This is a genomic window from Parabacteroides hominis, assembly GCF_014287585.1.
GTDB classification, from domain to species: domain Bacteria; phylum Bacteroidota; class Bacteroidia; order Bacteroidales; family Tannerellaceae; genus Parabacteroides; species Parabacteroides hominis.
In genome coordinates this window covers 102,098-117,021 of record NZ_JACOOJ010000007.1, presented here as the reverse complement: position 1 = coordinate 117,021, position 14,924 = coordinate 102,098, and the positions used below count along the sequence as shown (strand labels likewise).

13 protein-coding genes are annotated in these 14,924 nt (G+C 50.1%); 6 read left to right on the top strand and 7 right to left on the bottom strand.

Annotation, left to right across the window (positions count from 1 at the left end):
* Nucleotides 1-50: 50 nt before the first annotated feature.
* Nucleotides 51-1,229: a DUF4934 domain-containing protein gene (locus H8S65_RS06075; RefSeq protein ID WP_186929105.1), complete on the bottom strand. Its 1,179-nt coding sequence runs from the start codon at nt 1,227-1,229 to the stop codon at nt 51-53.
* Nucleotides 1,230-1,402: 173 nt separating this feature from the next.
* On the opposite strand from H8S65_RS06075, the gene H8S65_RS06070 reads away from it, so the two are divergent.
* Genes H8S65_RS06070 through mtaB form a run of 3 tightly spaced genes read left to right on the top strand, consistent with a single transcriptional unit; the run spans nt 1,403 to nt 4,268 of the window.
* On the top strand, nt 1,403-1,693 hold the full coding sequence (locus tag H8S65_RS06070) for a hypothetical protein (protein WP_255489048.1): 291 nt from the start codon (nt 1,403-1,405) through the stop codon (nt 1,691-1,693).
* The gene (locus H8S65_RS06065) at nt 1,690-2,892 is read left to right on the top strand and encodes an acyloxyacyl hydrolase (protein WP_186929104.1); all 1,203 of its coding nucleotides are present in this window, start codon (nt 1,690-1,692) and stop codon (nt 2,890-2,892) included. The genes H8S65_RS06070 and H8S65_RS06065 overlap by 4 nt, the downstream gene beginning before the upstream one ends.
* Nucleotides 2,893-2,945: 53 nt before the next feature.
* Nucleotides 2,946-4,268: a tRNA (N(6)-L-threonylcarbamoyladenosine(37)-C(2))-methylthiotransferase MtaB gene (gene mtaB / locus H8S65_RS06060; RefSeq protein ID WP_186929103.1), complete on the top strand. Its 1,323-nt coding sequence runs from the start codon at nt 2,946-2,948 to the stop codon at nt 4,266-4,268.
* Nucleotides 4,269-4,466: 198 nt separating this feature from the next.
* Here the strand turns inward: mtaB and H8S65_RS06055 are convergent, their stop codons facing one another.
* Nucleotides 4,467-4,649, bottom strand: a complete 183-nt coding sequence (locus tag H8S65_RS06055) for a hypothetical protein (RefSeq protein WP_186929102.1) — start codon at nt 4,647-4,649, stop codon at nt 4,467-4,469.
* A gap of 144 nt (nt 4,650-4,793) precedes the next feature.
* On the opposite strand from H8S65_RS06055, the gene H8S65_RS06050 reads away from it, so the two are divergent.
* Both H8S65_RS06050 and H8S65_RS06045 read left to right on the top strand, forming a co-directional pair.
* Nucleotides 4,794-5,702, top strand: a complete 909-nt coding sequence (locus H8S65_RS06050) for a lysophospholipid acyltransferase family protein (protein ID WP_186929101.1) — start codon at nt 4,794-4,796, stop codon at nt 5,700-5,702.
* Nucleotides 5,703-5,730: 28 nt separating this feature from the next.
* The gene (locus tag H8S65_RS06045) at nt 5,731-6,795 is read left to right on the top strand and encodes a glycosyltransferase family 2 protein (RefSeq protein WP_186929100.1); all 1,065 of its coding nucleotides are present in this window, start codon (nt 5,731-5,733) and stop codon (nt 6,793-6,795) included.
* A 749-nt stretch (nt 6,796-7,544) separates the two neighbouring features.
* Here H8S65_RS06045 and H8S65_RS06040 read toward each other — a convergent pair.
* The 4 genes from H8S65_RS06040 to folB all read right to left on the bottom strand — a co-directional run bounded on the left by H8S65_RS06040 (nt 7,545) and on the right by folB (nt 11,579).
* Nucleotides 7,545-8,189: a MarC family protein gene (locus H8S65_RS06040; RefSeq protein WP_005648061.1), complete on the bottom strand. Its 645-nt coding sequence runs from the start codon at nt 8,187-8,189 to the stop codon at nt 7,545-7,547.
* 124 nt (nt 8,190-8,313) lie between these two features.
* Nucleotides 8,314-9,558 carry a PNGase F N-terminal domain-containing protein gene (locus H8S65_RS06035; RefSeq protein ID WP_186929099.1) on the bottom strand — a complete coding sequence of 415 codons (1,245 nt, stop codon included), beginning with the start codon at nt 9,556-9,558 and terminating at the stop codon, nt 8,314-8,316.
* 13 nt (nt 9,559-9,571) lie between these two features.
* Nucleotides 9,572-11,017 (bottom strand): monomeric [FeFe] hydrogenase, encoded by a 1,446-nt coding sequence (locus H8S65_RS06030; protein ID WP_186929098.1) that lies wholly within the window; start codon nt 11,015-11,017, stop codon nt 9,572-9,574.
* A 181-nt stretch (nt 11,018-11,198) separates the two neighbouring features.
* On the bottom strand, nt 11,199-11,579 hold the full coding sequence (folB, locus tag H8S65_RS06025) for a dihydroneopterin aldolase (protein WP_186929097.1): 381 nt from the start codon (nt 11,577-11,579) through the stop codon (nt 11,199-11,201).
* 119 nt (nt 11,580-11,698) lie between these two features.
* Here folB and H8S65_RS06020 point away from each other — a divergent pair, with 119 nt between their 5' ends.
* Nucleotides 11,699-12,067: a bactofilin family protein gene (locus H8S65_RS06020; protein WP_186929159.1), complete on the top strand. Its 369-nt coding sequence runs from the start codon at nt 11,699-11,701 to the stop codon at nt 12,065-12,067.
* A 127-nt stretch (nt 12,068-12,194) separates the two neighbouring features.
* On the opposite strand, the gene H8S65_RS06015 is transcribed toward H8S65_RS06020, so the two are convergent.
* On the bottom strand, nt 12,195-14,900 hold the full coding sequence (locus H8S65_RS06015; RefSeq protein ID WP_186929096.1) for a 4-alpha-glucanotransferase: 2,706 nt from the start codon (nt 14,898-14,900) through the stop codon (nt 12,195-12,197).
* Between the last annotated feature and the right edge of the window lie 24 nt (nt 14,901-14,924).

Sequence of the window (14,924 nt, the reverse complement as noted above, 5' to 3'; positions counted from 1 at the left end):
AGCCAGGGGGATATCCTCCTGAACATAACGGATCCGTCTATCCGCACTGGTTATTTGAATTTAATAATCCTGACAACCGGATTATCATCTTCTATAAGCCCCTTAGCCACCTTATTGCCATTTCCCTTCAACCGTTTCTTCTGATAAGCCTCTATCATAACAGGGGCTTGTACCAACTCGGCTGTCATGTTCTTAGCGATAGCAGGGAATGTACTAATATCCCATTCCCCTAATCCGTATGGCTTCACTGCAAACTCGGCATCCAAAATAGATATCCGGCTTATTTCACCGGTCTTAAAGTCATACATAAATACCGGTATCTTTCCTCCTCTCGCATTAAAATCCAGAAGAAACTTACCTATCTGCATAAATTTATCTGTTATCACAAGAGGCATCCATATATTCCGGGGTTCAGAAGCATGAACCGATGGCTTGCGGGTAAGCAAGGGGATCAATCCCTTCCCTGGAGATAACCGGTATATCGTATCGGATGAAATATCTGCAATGATCAGATCTGAACCATCATGCACATTCTTGGGATAAGACAGTACATAAGATCTCCACATATTGCCATCTAAATGTTGAGCGATTTTGTTGGAATATCTTTTTGGGAAATAAAGATCCAATGCTGAAATCAAGCTACCATCATTTTTTGAGACCAAGTGGTAAGGCTCTTTTTTAGTTTTATCTTCACGCCCCGGCTCTATAATTACACCTTCATAAATAAGCAAAGACTCATCGTCAAAATCAAAAATGCTCATTTCTTTGCCATAGGTGCGTATTTTTAATGTCCGTTTGTATTCTCCCTTCAACGAATAAACTTGAACAGACTGGGAACACACATAAATTTCCTCCTTCCTTTCATCCAAAATCGTACCTGCATTAATCCAATTATATTCCATGCCTCCCTGCCCTTTATGATTGAAATGAGAATAAAGTTTCCCGGTCGTGCGATCGAAAACAAATATATCACCCCGTATATACTCGTGTAAGAGAATATATTTGTCGGTAACGGCAGAAAGTACAGATTGGTCGCCCAGCAAAATATCGTCGCTTGTTTCCAACGGGATATATTCGATATCCGTTATATCCTGAAGGAGCATCTTTTTTTGAGGATAGTCTTTTGTAAAATCAAACACCGGCAAGCCACCTCCTTTTGTCTGGGGACTTATAGATTGGCTTCCCATTACAAGGAGGGCCGTCAGTAAGATGATATTTTTTGCTTTCATAATATTTTGTTTTAAACGTTACTACACTAAGCCCCTGTAAGCATCCACTCAAGTTTATTCCCATAGGAGGGTTCGCATCAAGCTGATTTTTAGGAAACAGAGTGGCAATGTATCAAGAAAACCTTGAATAAGCAAAATTTTCCCTATCTTTCGGCTGCCTAATAATATGATATATGAACAGATGGATACTGCTACTATGCGGAGTATTGGCCGGTTGCCAGTATTCTCATAAACAAGAAGGCGGACGCTACCGGTTGCAAGACCCGCGTAACAGCCTGTTCAAGGAGAAAATGGAAAGCGTCGAGTTGCCTTATCCCGGACATGATTTCGATTTTAAAGAAGGCAACACGTTCGTCCCCCGTTTTACCTCCGAAGACGGTCGTTACCTGATAGGCTATGAAGTACAAGAGAAGGACGAGAATCCGGTCATCATCTGGCAGAACATTAAGCAAGCAACAACATGAATTTGAAAGTTTTTATAATAATAGGAATGTGTTTACCGGGATGCACCCGTATATGTGCACAGGGGACAGGAACGACCGACTCCCTGTCCCGTCATCCGCTCACTCACGAGATCGGCATCGACTTCCGCCCCGTCTATCTCATCCCCACCAATGAGTTCTTTGCGGGCGAGAACGCGGCATGGCAGCCTTTGCGCAAATCTGTGTCGGCACACCTGAAATACTCTTTCCGGTTTCATCCGGAATCGCGTAATGGGAAATTATACCCACACACGTACCAAGGGATCGGCGTTTCATACCATTCTTTCTTTGACAAGGCCGAGATCGGGACTCCGGTTTCGGTATATGCATTCCAAGGTTCGCGCATAGCCCGGCTTTCCCCCCGCCTGTCGCTGGATTACGAATGGAACTTCGGCGCTTCCTTCGGATGGGAAAAGTACCATCCGGAAACCAATGCCTACAATTATGTCGTGGGTTCGAAGATCAATGCTTATATCAATTTGGGATTCCTGCTGAACTGGCAACTGGCAACAGGATGGCGGCTGACGGCGGGCATCGACCTGAGCCATTTCTCCAACGGGAACACCCAGTATCCCAATGCAGGCGTCAATACCGCCGGGGGCAGGATAGGATTGGTGCACACCTTCGGAGAAAATGCCGGGGCGGTGATGTCCGGCAGGCCGACCACCCAGCACATCCAACCGCACATCAGCTATGATATCGTCTTATACGGCGCCTCGAAACGGAAAGGGGTTATCAAGCCCGATGAAGCCTACTTGGCCCCCGGTTCGTTCGGCGTAGCAGGATTTAATTTCAATCCCATGTATAACTTCCACAAATATTTCCGTGCCGGGGCGTCGCTCGACGTGCAATTTGACGAAAGTGCGAACCTCAAGGAACACGAGGCCGATTATACCTACCAAGCCGAACACCGGTTTTACCGTCCGCCATTCAAGGAACAACTGGCTATCGGGTTATCCGCACGGGGCGAACTGGTCATGCCGATCTTCACGATCAACGTAGGCATAGGCTACAACGTTTACCACAAATGCACCGATACACAAGGGATGTACCAAATCCTGGCGCTGAAGACATCCGTCACCCGCAACCTGTTCCTGCACGTGGGATACCAGTTGAGCAAATTCAAAGATCCCAACAACTTGATGTTAGGGATAGGCTACCGGTTCCACAATAAACGATAAGAATATACTATGTCCAAACATTTTCGCTAAATTTGCGCGATAATTAAAAGACAATGATTGATAAGACTGTTTTTGAGAATAAGATAGCCGCATACTATACCTTAGGATGCAAGCTGAACTTCGCCGAAACTTCGACCATAGGGAAAGTCCTTGCCGAACAAGGCGTACGGAAAGCGCGTCCGGGTGAAAAGGCTGATATTTGCGTTGTCAACACCTGCTCTGTGACAGAGCTTGCCGACAAGAAATGCCGCCAGGCAATCCGCCGGATCGGCAAACAGCATCCGGGGTCGTTCATCGTCGTGACCGGTTGCTACGCCCAGTTGAAGCCGGAAGAGGTTTCCCATATCGAAGGAGTCGACCTCGTTTTAGGCGCCGAGCAGAAGCTGGACATACTCATGTATTTAGACGACTTGAAGAAGAAAGAAGAGGGAGGCGCCGTAATCGCTTCCCAAACAAAAGATATCCGTACCTTCTCCCCTTCCTGCTCGGCAGACGACCGTACGCGCCATTTCCTGAAAGTGCAGGACGGATGCGATTATTTCTGTTCCTATTGCACCATCCCGTTCGCCCGCGGACGTAGCCGCAACGGGACGATCGCCAGCATGGTGAAGCAGGCCGAAGAGGTTGCCGCGGGTGGGGGAAAAGAGATCGTGCTGACAGGTGTCAACATCGGCGACTTCGGGAAGAGCACCGGCGAGACGTTTATCGACCTGATCCGTGCGCTCGACGAGGTGGAAGGGATCGCGCGCTACCGCATCTCCTCGATCGAACCGAACCTGATCACGGACGAGGCGATCGATTTCGTGGCGCGTAGCAAACGTTTCGCTCCCCATTTCCATATCCCGTTGCAGAGCGGAAGCGACGACGTGCTGAAACTGATGCGCCGCCGTTACGACACGGCCCTGTTCCGGCATAAGATCGAAAAGATCAAAGAGATCATGCCGCACGCCTTTATCGGCGTCGATGTGATTGTAGGGACGCGGGGCGAAACGGATGCCTATTTCGAGGACGCCCGCGCCTTTATCGAAAGCTTGGACATCAGCCAACTGCATGTTTTCAGCTATTCGGAACGGCCGGGCACGCAGGCTCTCAAAATCGACCATGTAGTCGATCCGAAAACCAAGCATGCCCGTAGCCAGCAATTACTGGACATATCCGACCGCAAGCTCCATGCTTTCTATGAGGCCCATATCGGCCAAAAGGCGAATGTCTTGTTTGAACAAACACGCAAAGGGGGCATGATGCACGGTTTCACGGAGAATTATATCAAGGTAGAGATCCCGTACGACCACTCGTTGGTCAACGAAACCCGGCAGGTCATACTGGAAGGTTGGAACGAGGACAAAACGGCGTTAGTAGTAAAGATTATAGAATAAAGATAAATGCTGATTTACTGGTGAACAAACAGACAGGGCTGCGCCTTGTGCCGCAGGTTCTCTTTTGCCGTCTGCTAAAGCAGACGGCAAAAGATCTGGAGGCTTTGCCTCTTCCTCTGTGGACTTTAGTCCCTTTTCATATATTATATTTAAAGGGGTTAAAACCCACAGAGGAACCGGCAAAGCCGGAACAATCATCTATCCGTCTGCTGAAGCAGACGGCAAAAGAAAGCCTACGGCACAAGCCTGTTCCCGCACTTGATGCGGGATCGCAAAGGAGCAGGCAGCATCGGCAATCCCCGAAGAGCCGTCAGGCTCTATTTCCGGCCTAAGCTGGTGAGCGTTAAGCGCAGAGAGCGTCCGGAGCGTCTGCTGTCCCAAGCGAAGCGAGTTTCAGATGCGACAGCGAACGGAGGGAACGGAGTAGCGAAGCAGGTTCGGCCTTGAACTTTTGGTTACTTTTCTTTCAAGAGAAAAGTAACAGATAAATCAGCATTTACACAAATAAAAACTAATAAAACCATTATGTGGAATAAAATACAATATGCGCTTATCTATAGCTGGGTAAAGGTTCATGCCCTATTGCCGATGTGGGCGCTGTATATGTTATCGGATATCCTTTATGTGCTGGTCTATAAGGTTGTCAGATATAGGGTGAAGGTCGTCAGGCAAAATATGAAAGCCTCTTTCCCCGATAAATCGGACACCGAACTACGCCGGCTGGAACGCGAGTTCTACCACCATTTCGCCGACTACGTGGTCGAGACGATCAAGCTCGCCCACATCTCCCTCGAAGAGTTGCAACGCCGGGCTTTCCTGAAAAATCCCGAACTGGTAGACAAGCTGATGGAGAAAGGGCACACCTGTTTCATCCTCCTGATGGGACATTACGGCAACTGGGAATGGTTTTCCGGCTCGACCTCCCGTTTCAAGGACTCCCGTATCTACCAGATTTACCGGCCGCTCAGTAACCAGGCTTTCGACCGCCTGTTCATCAACCTGCGTACGAAATTCGGCTCCTTCGGGATCAAGAAACAGGACACCGTGCGCGATGTCATCACCCTGAAAAAAGACAAAACCCGTTGTGTCGTGATCTTTATCGCCGACCAGACGCCGAGCCGGAACAACCTGCACTACTGGACGAACTTCCTGAACCAGGATTCCTCCATCCTGACCGGCCCCGAACGCCTTGCCCGCAAACTGGATTTGCCTGTCATATTCCTCGATACGAAGCAGGTGAAACGCGGCTACTATACCGTAGATATGAAACTGATAACCGAGACTCCCAAAGAGACTCCCGAAAACTGGATCACCGAACAATATGCCCGCCTGATGGAAAAATGTATCTTACGCAATCCGTCGGGGTGGCTTTGGACGCATAAGAGATGGAAATATAAGAGAGTTGATAGTGGAGAGTTGAAAGTTGAAAGTTAAATTACACCAAAAAAAGAGCACACACAATATGAAAACAAACGAAAACTTTCAACTTTCAACTTTCAACTTTCAACCGAACAAACGTCTTGCCGTCGTTATCCTGAACTGGAACGGCCGGGCGTTGATGGAGGAGTTCCTGCCCTCCGTTGTCGCTTACACGCCCGGCGAATGGGCGGATGTAATCGTTGCCGACAACGGCTCTACGGACGATTCCATCGAGATGCTGAAGAGAAAGTTTCCGACGGTCGGCATCATCCGGTTGGATAAGAATTACGGCTTTGCCGAGGGATATAACCAGGCGTTGAAACACATCGGACACGAATACACGGTCTTGCTCAACAGCGATGTCGAAGTCACTCCGGGATGGCTGGATGCGCCTGTCGCCGCGATGGACGCCGACAAAACCATAGCCGGGGTCCAGCCCAAGATACGCGCCCAACGGAACAAGGAATATTTCGAGTATGCCGGAGCGGCAGGGGGATATATGGACCGGTACGGCTATCCGTATTGCCGCGGACGCGTCCTGCACGTCGTCGAGAAAGACGCCGGGCAATATGACACGCCGGCCGACCTGCTTTGGGCCACGGGAGCCTGCCTGTTCGTCCGTACGGCGGTCTACAAGGAGGCCGGCGGCCTCGATGCCGGTTTCTTTGCCCACCAGGAAGAAATCGATATGTGCTGGCGGCTACGTTCGCGCGGCTACCGGCTGGTCTGTACGCCGTCGTCGGTCGTGTACCACGTGGGAGGCGCGACGCTGAATGTCGAGAGTCCGCGCAAGACGTTCCTCAACTTCCGTAACAACCTGCTGATGCTATATAAGAATTTGCCGGAAAAGGATTTGAAACAGGTGATGCGTGCACGTTTCTGGCTGGACTATATTGCCGCAGCCAAATTTCTGCTGACCGGCCATTACCCGAACGCCCGCGCGGTGTATGAGGCCCGGAAGGCGTTCCACGAGCTAAAACCGTCTTACGAACCGGTCCGCCGTGAGAATCTCGCCAAAACAAAACTTTCCGACATTCCGGAGCTGCGAAAAGGAAGCCTGATCTTAGCGTTCTATTTACAGGGGAAAAAGAGATTTACGGAGCTATAAACAGAGAGAATTTTGCAGGCAAACGGACAAGTAAGGACAGAATGGACACCCGATATATAAAAATCCCGACATTTTACTAAAACGCTAATAATCAACAAAAAGTCCCTAAAACCCCTTCCAAAAACCGCTTTTGGGATGCATGTCTGATGCAAGTCGGATGTCCACAATTTCCAGGCTCCCCCAAGACCGGCTTTCATAAATAAGTGTATATTTACCATACATAAACCCATCCGCTTCCCAATAGGGCAGAGTCCTCTGCCCTATTGAGTAAAAAATATATCCTATAGGGTGTCATCATCTCTTTTGCCGGGGGATTAATCCCCCGGCAAGGGAGAAAAAAGAAAAGGGAAAAGAATTTATTTTTCTATTTTGCCGGGGAATTAATCCCCTGGCAAGGGAAAAAAGGAAAAGGGAAAAGGATTTATTTTTCTATTTTGCCGGGGAATTAATCCCCTGGCAAGGGAAAAAAGGAAAAGGAAAAGGATTTATTTTTCTATTTTGCCGGGGGATTAATCCCCCGGCAACGGGAAAAAAAGGAAAAGGGAAAAGGATTTTATTCTGCCATTTTGCAGAGGGATCAATCCCCCCTCGGAAAATTAATATATCGGGTGTCCATTCTGTCCACATTTGTCCGCTTTCTCTTCCTTTTAAACATAACAGCATGTTAAACAGGCAGATACAAAAAACAGCATTCTTTACCGGACTGTACCGGCAATTGCAAGGGAAAGCAATGCCTTCCCTCGTCTTTTTTACAGGTTCGAGTGCTGCAAAATGTCGATCATGATCGGCTTGAAACCGCTCACGAAACACTCTACGGCGATCACCATCAGGATCAATCCCATCAGGCGCATCATGACGTTATTGCCCGTCTCGCCCATGTAGCGGTTCAGACGGGTGGAGGCGCGGAGGATCAGGTAGGTGATAAAATAGATCAGTCCGATCGTCCCGATCAAGATACACTTCTTTGCCAATGTCACGGCATCGTCCATCAGCATCAGGGCATTGGCGATCGCACCGGGACCACAAAGCATCGGGATGGCAAGGGGCGTAATGGAAATATCGTTCACATACGTCTTCACCTCCTCTTCTTTCAGCTTGGCTTTCGCATAGCGCGCCTGCAACATGTCGAAGCCGATCGTGAAGATGATGATACCGCCAGCAATACGGAACCCGTTTGTCGAAATACCGAAGAACTTGAACAGGAATTGCCCGGAGAAAGTGAAAACCATCAGCGTCAGGAACGACACGATCGTGGCGCGGCGGACAATGGCACGACGCTGCTCCTCGCTCATGCCATTCGTCATAGTCAGAAAGACAGGCATCGTACCTAACGGATTTGTCAGCGTAAAAAACGAGGTAAAACATAATAGAAAGAAAGGCAACAATGAATCCATGGTAATACTCTATTTAATTAATAATTAATAAACTGCCAACGGGATAATATGCCAATGGGATACCTCAAGAGCATTCCTCTTCACCGGTATATTGGCATATTATACATATCGGCACATTTATGCTTCATTCCTCCCACACCAGATAAGCGGACACGAGCCAATGGTTCAGCTTGTTCCCGTCTATCCCGGCTGCTTCGGGAATGCTGACCGTGAAGGTATGCTTGCCCGGCGCGATATCCGTCAGGAGAACCTCTTCAGGCATCACATCCGAACCCGGACACCAGTTGGAACGTGACAGGTCGGACGATCCTAACGGTTCTTCCACCTTCTTTTCCGAATAACCGTCCTTGCCGATATAAGAGGCCAGGCGTTCTTTCAGCCACACGCCCGTTGCCGGGTTGAAACGGCGGAAAGAGGCGCAATCCGAACGCCAGGGGATGAAGTTCAGCACTTCTTTCCCATCGACCGAAACGATATTGCGTTTCTCGACAAATTCATCACCACCGGAATGGCCGCCATGACCGGTCACGATATATTTCAGCCGGACATTACGCGCACCGGCGGGAATCTCGAAATCCGTCGACACGTCCCGGCGGGCAAAGATATCGGGATAGGTCTGCCCTTCGTAATAGACCGTATTCATCAACGGCTCCACATGGCGGCGGGCCAGCGGATCATAAGCCAGGCCGGATTCATCCACATCGATGGTCATACTGGCGATATAGCCCTCCGTCGTCCAGGTGTCGATAAAGATGCCGACATAGGCTCCCCCCTCCAAAAGCGGATACAGGTCGGTTATATCCTGTTCCCAACTGACGCTATCTTCCCAATGGTCGATATAGACCGGCTTGCGGTTATGCGTCAGGCTGTCGTCGGGGGCGCTGAAATGCCCTACCCCGAAGGGGGTCATGAAGCGCATCAGCTCGACCGTCGGTTTATAATCTTCGCCGGCAACGATCCCGACCATGTGTTCCAGCTTCGTACTATCCACTTCCGGGAACTGCTTTTCTCCCTTAGCGATGTTCAGCAGGTTGATGCCCGAAGCCTTCGGCAGGACGAAACAGGAACCGGATTTATCCCAGCGGTCGCCGTTGGAGGCAATCGTCACCTTCAATTTGACAGACACATTGCGTTCGTATTCGGGCAACGTTATTTTCTTCAGGATGATACGCCCGTTCACCAGATGGTAGATGCTGTCCGGCCCCGGCGCATTATAAGCGCCCGGATAGATATCCGGTGCAAACCGTACGGGCGTATCGTCAAACACACGTACGGTAAAATCTCCTTTCGCAGGAATCTCCCGCGGTCCGCATGCCGTCAGAAGCAACGTCCCCGCCAGCGAAAAGAGTAAAACAATCTTCTTCATCATTTGCGTTTAATATTTAGTATTTAGTAAGCTCTTTAAGCAACTGCTTCTGCCCGGCAGCCCTGTCGCCATGCACACACGGGCCTGTCACACAACCGCCTTCGCAGGCCATCACCTCGATGAATTGTCCCGGAGCCTTGCCCGTCTTGGCGTATGCACGCAACAAAGCGACGTTCTTCTTCGTAAGGTTGGCCACCTGGATCGTGTTGAGGTTGGCGACCTGGTCTTCTTTCAGGTAAACCTTCACGGCGTTGATCACGCCGCCGGTCTGTGCAAAACCGTGTGCCTCGCGTACGGCATTGAACAGGACGGAGAACGGTTGTGCCTCTTCCACCTTGATATCCATACCGGTCAGCACCGAACCTATTTCTTCGAACGTGAGCGTAAAATCCACACACGGGTCCATCTTCACCTCTTTCCGCTTCGCCACGCACGGGCCGACGAACACGATCTTGGCATCCGGATATTTCTCCTTCACGATCCGGGCGGTGTAGTACATCGGCGAACCGGTAGTCGAAATATATTTCTTCAAGTCCGGGATATGTTTCTCGGCAAGCTGGATATAGGAAGGACAACAACTGGTCGTCATGAACGGTTGGCCTTCCGCCAACTTTTCTTTCAGCTCTTCGGCTTCGTGGCGGGTCGTCTCCATCGCTCCCTGCGCCACCTCGACGACTTCGAGGAAGCCCAGCGACTTGATGGCGCCGTAGACCTTCTCCACCGGAGCCGCAAACTGGGCCAGGATGGACGGGGCGACAATGGCCACCATCGGTTCCTTGTTGCGCAGGCGTTGCAGGATGTCGAACACCTGGGATATCTCGAAGATCGCTCCGAAAGGACAGGCGTTCACGCATTTGCCGCAATAGATACATTTGGATTCGTCGATATGTTCCACCCCGTACTCGTCCTTGCTGATCGCCTTCACCGGGCAGACCTCCTCGCAAGGGATCGGGATATACACGATGGCATGATAGGGGCAGTTCTGGTGGCATTTGCCGCAACTGATGCAGGTGTCGTGATCGATCTCCGCCTGCCCGTTCTTCTTGAAGCGGATCGCGTCTTTCGGGCAGTTCATGTAGCAACTGCGCGCTACGCAGCCACGGCAAAGGTTCGTAATCTCATAGTTCACCTGCACGCAGGACGAACAGGCTTCATCCACCACGCACATCAGGTTCTCTTTCTTGTTTTCCGAACGCAGCAACGCTTGTTTGGCGTATTCGGACAAAGGGGTCAGCTCGTCGACCTCGTCCTGCATATCGAATCCGAGCAGCGGCAGTGTCTTGTACTTCCATACGGCCCGCTCCTTGTGCACACAGCAACGGCCGATGACTTTCGACTTACGAGGACTCAACTCGATAGGCAACCGGTCTATCTCTTCGAGCAGACGGTTTTCCTTCCAAAGTTTCACTAACTTCGCCAGCAATCCGTGGCGGACAATCATTACGTTGTTGGTAAATGCCATGGTGAATTATATTATTTGTGCTTTATATGACACAAAGATACATCGCATAGCCCCTCTCGCAAAAAAACGAGGCTAACTAAGCAGTGAATATTTGTTAAACTATGCTTTGCCTCATACAAAACATAGTTTTCGTGCACAGAAAGCTATGTTTTCCTTGTTTTCGTGACAAATGACAATATTGTCATTTGTCACGATAAGGTGGTAGAAACGTCTCGCCAAGAAGGATCGACGCGCTATGGACATCGCCTCCGAAAGGAGGGTTTAACTTGCTAAATTTCAATTCGATACCGGTCAACTCAGGGAAGCGTTCTTTCAGGGCATACAAAATCCGTCCTGCCGCATGCTCGATCAGCTTGGAAGGGATATCCATCTGCTCTTTTACAACCGCATAGACGGTGGCATAGTTGATCGTATCGTCCAGTTCGTCACTCTTCACGGCCTGTTCCAACGGAGCCGTAAGGGTCAGATTCACAACGAAATTGTTCCCCACCTTCGCCTCCTGCGGCATTACGCCGTGGTAGGCATAGAATCTCATTTCCTCCAGTTCTATCTTTGTTGTCATAATTCGTTATTTTATCTGTAAATGTAAATAAAGTAAACCTTTCTGCCAAAAAATAGTCTTATATTTGCGATATGCAGAGACGTACGACCGTAGGTCTCTAACAAACAACACGAAATATGATGGGAATAAAGCAAAAAGAAGAAAACACGAATGGCGGCCTGCATAATACCCTCGCCGCCGGCACGACCGTTAAAGGCAATATCATGACAGAAACAGACTTCCGCCTGGATGGAAAGATCGAAGGGGATGTGAATTGTAGCGGCAAGATCGTGATCGGCCCGAAAGGGAACGTCACGGGAAACATCGTTTCCGCAAATGCCGAAATATTGGGAGAAGTGGAAGGTTCCGTACACGTCAGTGCCAAACTTGTCCTGAAAGCGACCGCCGTCATCAAAGGCGACATATTCGCCCAAACCCTGGAGATCGAACCGAACGCCCGCTTCAACGGGGTTTGCAAGATGTCAGGGGAGGAAAGCGCATCGAAATAAAATCCGACTTACTGATTGACATTATTTAAGGCAGGTGTGTCAAAATTCCGTTTTGTCCTGGCGGGCTTGACCACTCAAAGATCAAGTCCGGGATGGCGGCGAATGAATTTTGACACACCTTCTTGTTCTATTTTCTTCCTGAATTCTTAATCAGCTCCGTAATCTTGTTGTTCAGGCTGTCTGCCTCGATCAGTTTCTCCAATGTGATGTGCATCCTGTACCGCCAGTAGTGGTTCGAGACGGACGGGATGTTGATACGCTCCGCTTCGTAATCTTTCCGCTTGACGGAATCGTCCATTGCGAACCAGTCCTGCATGGGGATAATGGTCAGCATCGAAGCCGTTGCCAGATGGTTGGAGACGATCTGTTCCGCTATATCAGCCGTACATTCTTCCGGTGCATCCCCGGCACGCCCCAACACATTGTTGTAATAACGCTGAGTCTTGGCACGGTCCTCTTTCCACCAGCTACGGAGCGGCGTCATATCGTGGGTGGATGTCGTGCAAACCGAATGATAGGGCAGGTTGTACAGGTCCGTAAACTCGCGTTGCGGGGTCTTGGGCATACGTTCTATCTCCAGGCTGAATATCTGCAACTTGTTCATCACATCGGGCACGGACTCCGGAATCATCCCCAAGTCTTCGCCGCATACCAGCATATTCGTGCTGCCTACCAACGGGGTCAGGCGGCTAAAGGCGCGCGCCTTCCAGAACTCGTTATGGCGGTGATAGAAAAAGTTCCAATATAACTGGTCGAAAGCATACCGGTCGGTAGCGCTCAACTCGCGATACAGATAGGACTGGCTGGCCGAAATGCGCGGATGGAACTTATCCGGTTCACGCGGATCGCGCAGGAACAGCACTTCATTGGCTATGGCAAACAGTCCTTTCTTGATCCGAAGGGATGCCTCGTCCGTCTTCCCGGCAAACAGGGCCTCGACCTTGCGTTGCGTATCGCAGAAGGATTTCAACACGAAATGATGCGATGACGATTGCGCTAAGAACGTGCCGATGACCTCTTCCGTCTGGTCGCCAAACAGTTCGGGCAGAAACTCGCGGTTGATATGCGGGGTAGTCAGGCGGGCTTCGTTGAAACTCAATCCGTACTGTTCGATCTCGTTCGGTGTAAGCGGCAAAGCCGGGTTGAAATGCCCGCAAAGTCCCTGCACATAATCCAGCGGCACTTCCCAGATACGGAAAAAGCCTAAGATATGATCGATACGGAAACAATCGAAATAGTCTTCCAGCTTGCGGAAACGTTTCTTCCACCAGGAGAAATTATCTTTCTCCATCGTATCCCAATTATAGGTCGGGAATCCCCAGTTCTGGCCGTTCACGGAGAAATCGTCAGGCGGAGCGCCGGCCTGCCCGTTCATATTGAAGTATTTCGGTTCCATCCATGCCTCGACACTCGTACGGTTCACCCCTATAGGCAAATCGCCTTTCAGCACGATCCCGTTCTTGCGGGCATAATCGGAAACGCCTTTAAACTGGGTATGCAGGATATATTGCAGGAAATACAGGAAAGAGATTTCCGGGTATGCCTTGCCCGTCGCGGAACAAAGCTCACGGATGCTGTTCTTGTCGAATACGGAGTTTTCTTTCCATTGTGTAAAGTCGGAAGTCCGGTACGTGTCACGCAGGTAGCAATAGGCGGCGTAGGGCATCAGCCAAGGCTCGTTCTGCACGAAAAACTCCTTATATCCGCGGGTGGACAGGATCGCTTCCCCCTCCTGCCTGAAGTATTCCCGGCAATATTCTAATTTATATCGAACCGCCTGTTCGTAATCGACGGCGTCCAACCCATTCAACTCGGCCTGTTTCCGGGCGAAAAAGGCCGCCTTTTCAGGGTCCCGTAGAGACACGCGGCCGTGCGTCTCTACATCCAAATCGGACAGGCTGATATACATCGGGTGAAGGGCATAAATCGAAATGGCGCTATAGGGATACGAATCGGTACAGGTATGCGTCGTTGTCGTGTCGTTCATCGGGAGCACCTGGATGACACGTTGGCGCGTCTTCCTGGCCCAATCGACCAACATACGCAAATCCCCCAAGTCGCCGACCCCGAAGCTCTTTTCCGAACGTAAGGAAAAAACCGGGATGACCGAACCGGCACACCGCCACAGAGGCAGGTTATCCCGGAAATAAAGGCCCGAAACGATCGCCGTCTCTCCCACCTGTTGCGGAGGCAGGTTCAGGACACGGTTCTCATCTTCCTCCCAGTATAAAGGTTGCTGCTGGTCATCACAGATCAGAAACTTGTATTCCAACGGATAGGAAATGTCACCCGCATCCAGGTCTATATGCCAGACAGGGAAGGTGTCGCAACTCAATATTAACGCTTTATCGGGATGCCAGTTGCCCAGGCATTCCTGATTGCCGGTGATAGCCACGCGCTGGTTCTTTTCGACACGCGGGACGGATATCTTGATCGTAAGCCGTTTCCCGCTTTTTACCACCCGTTCGTGCGTATTGCACGGATGGGCGAACAAGCTTTTAGTAAATGCAGAGGAATAAAAGGCCAGATTGGCAGGACGAACCTGCCAATAATCATATAAGGTATATTGATCTGCCTGACCGATAAAGAATACCTGATGGTTCTTTTCCCATTCCTCGAATATCTGCTTGTCGTTTACACTCAGGAAATACCTGTATTCTATATCCCTGACGGGAGAGGTCACTTCCAGCTCAAGCTGCCAGTTCCCATCCCCCTTATAACTCATTTCCTTTGCCAAAGCCGGCTCCCAGGCCCCTAACTCAGGAATCGACCCGACAACACATAACTTCTGCCCCCAAACGGTATGGAAGTTGATATTAAAGGTGACTTTCATGGCATTTATATAGTAATGAAAATT

Excerpts from the sequence above, each read along its gene's own strand:
- H8S65_RS06035 (WP_186929099.1), bottom strand. The coding sequence starts at position 9,558 with ATGATGAAGAAGATTGTTTTACTCTTTTCGCTGGCGGGGACGTTGCTT.
- mtaB (WP_186929103.1), top strand. The coding sequence starts at position 2,946 with ATGATTGATAAGACTGTTTTTGAGAATAAGATAGCCGCATACTATACC.
- H8S65_RS06065 (WP_186929104.1), top strand. The coding sequence starts at position 1,690 with ATGAATTTGAAAGTTTTTATAATAATAGGAATGTGTTTACCGGGATGC.
- H8S65_RS06030 (WP_186929098.1), bottom strand. The coding sequence starts at position 11,017 with ATGGCATTTACCAACAACGTAATGATTGTCCGCCACGGATTGCTGGCG.
- H8S65_RS06050 (WP_186929101.1), top strand. The coding sequence starts at position 4,794 with ATGTGGAATAAAATACAATATGCGCTTATCTATAGCTGGGTAAAGGTT.
- H8S65_RS06020 (WP_186929159.1), top strand. The coding sequence starts at position 11,699 with ATGGGAATAAAGCAAAAAGAAGAAAACACGAATGGCGGCCTGCATAAT.
- folB (WP_186929097.1), bottom strand. The coding sequence starts at position 11,579 with ATGACAACAAAGATAGAACTGGAGGAAATGAGATTCTATGCCTACCAC.
- H8S65_RS06015 (WP_186929096.1), bottom strand. The coding sequence starts at position 14,900 with ATGAAAGTCACCTTTAATATCAACTTCCATACCGTTTGGGGGCAGAAG.
- H8S65_RS06070 (WP_255489048.1), top strand. The coding sequence starts at position 1,403 with ATGAACAGATGGATACTGCTACTATGCGGAGTATTGGCCGGTTGCCAG.
- H8S65_RS06075 (WP_186929105.1), bottom strand. The coding sequence starts at position 1,229 with ATGAAAGCAAAAAATATCATCTTACTGACGGCCCTCCTTGTAATGGGA.
- H8S65_RS06045 (WP_186929100.1), top strand. The coding sequence starts at position 5,731 with ATGAAAACAAACGAAAACTTTCAACTTTCAACTTTCAACTTTCAACCG.
- H8S65_RS06040 (WP_005648061.1), bottom strand. The coding sequence starts at position 8,189 with ATGGATTCATTGTTGCCTTTCTTTCTATTATGTTTTACCTCGTTTTTT.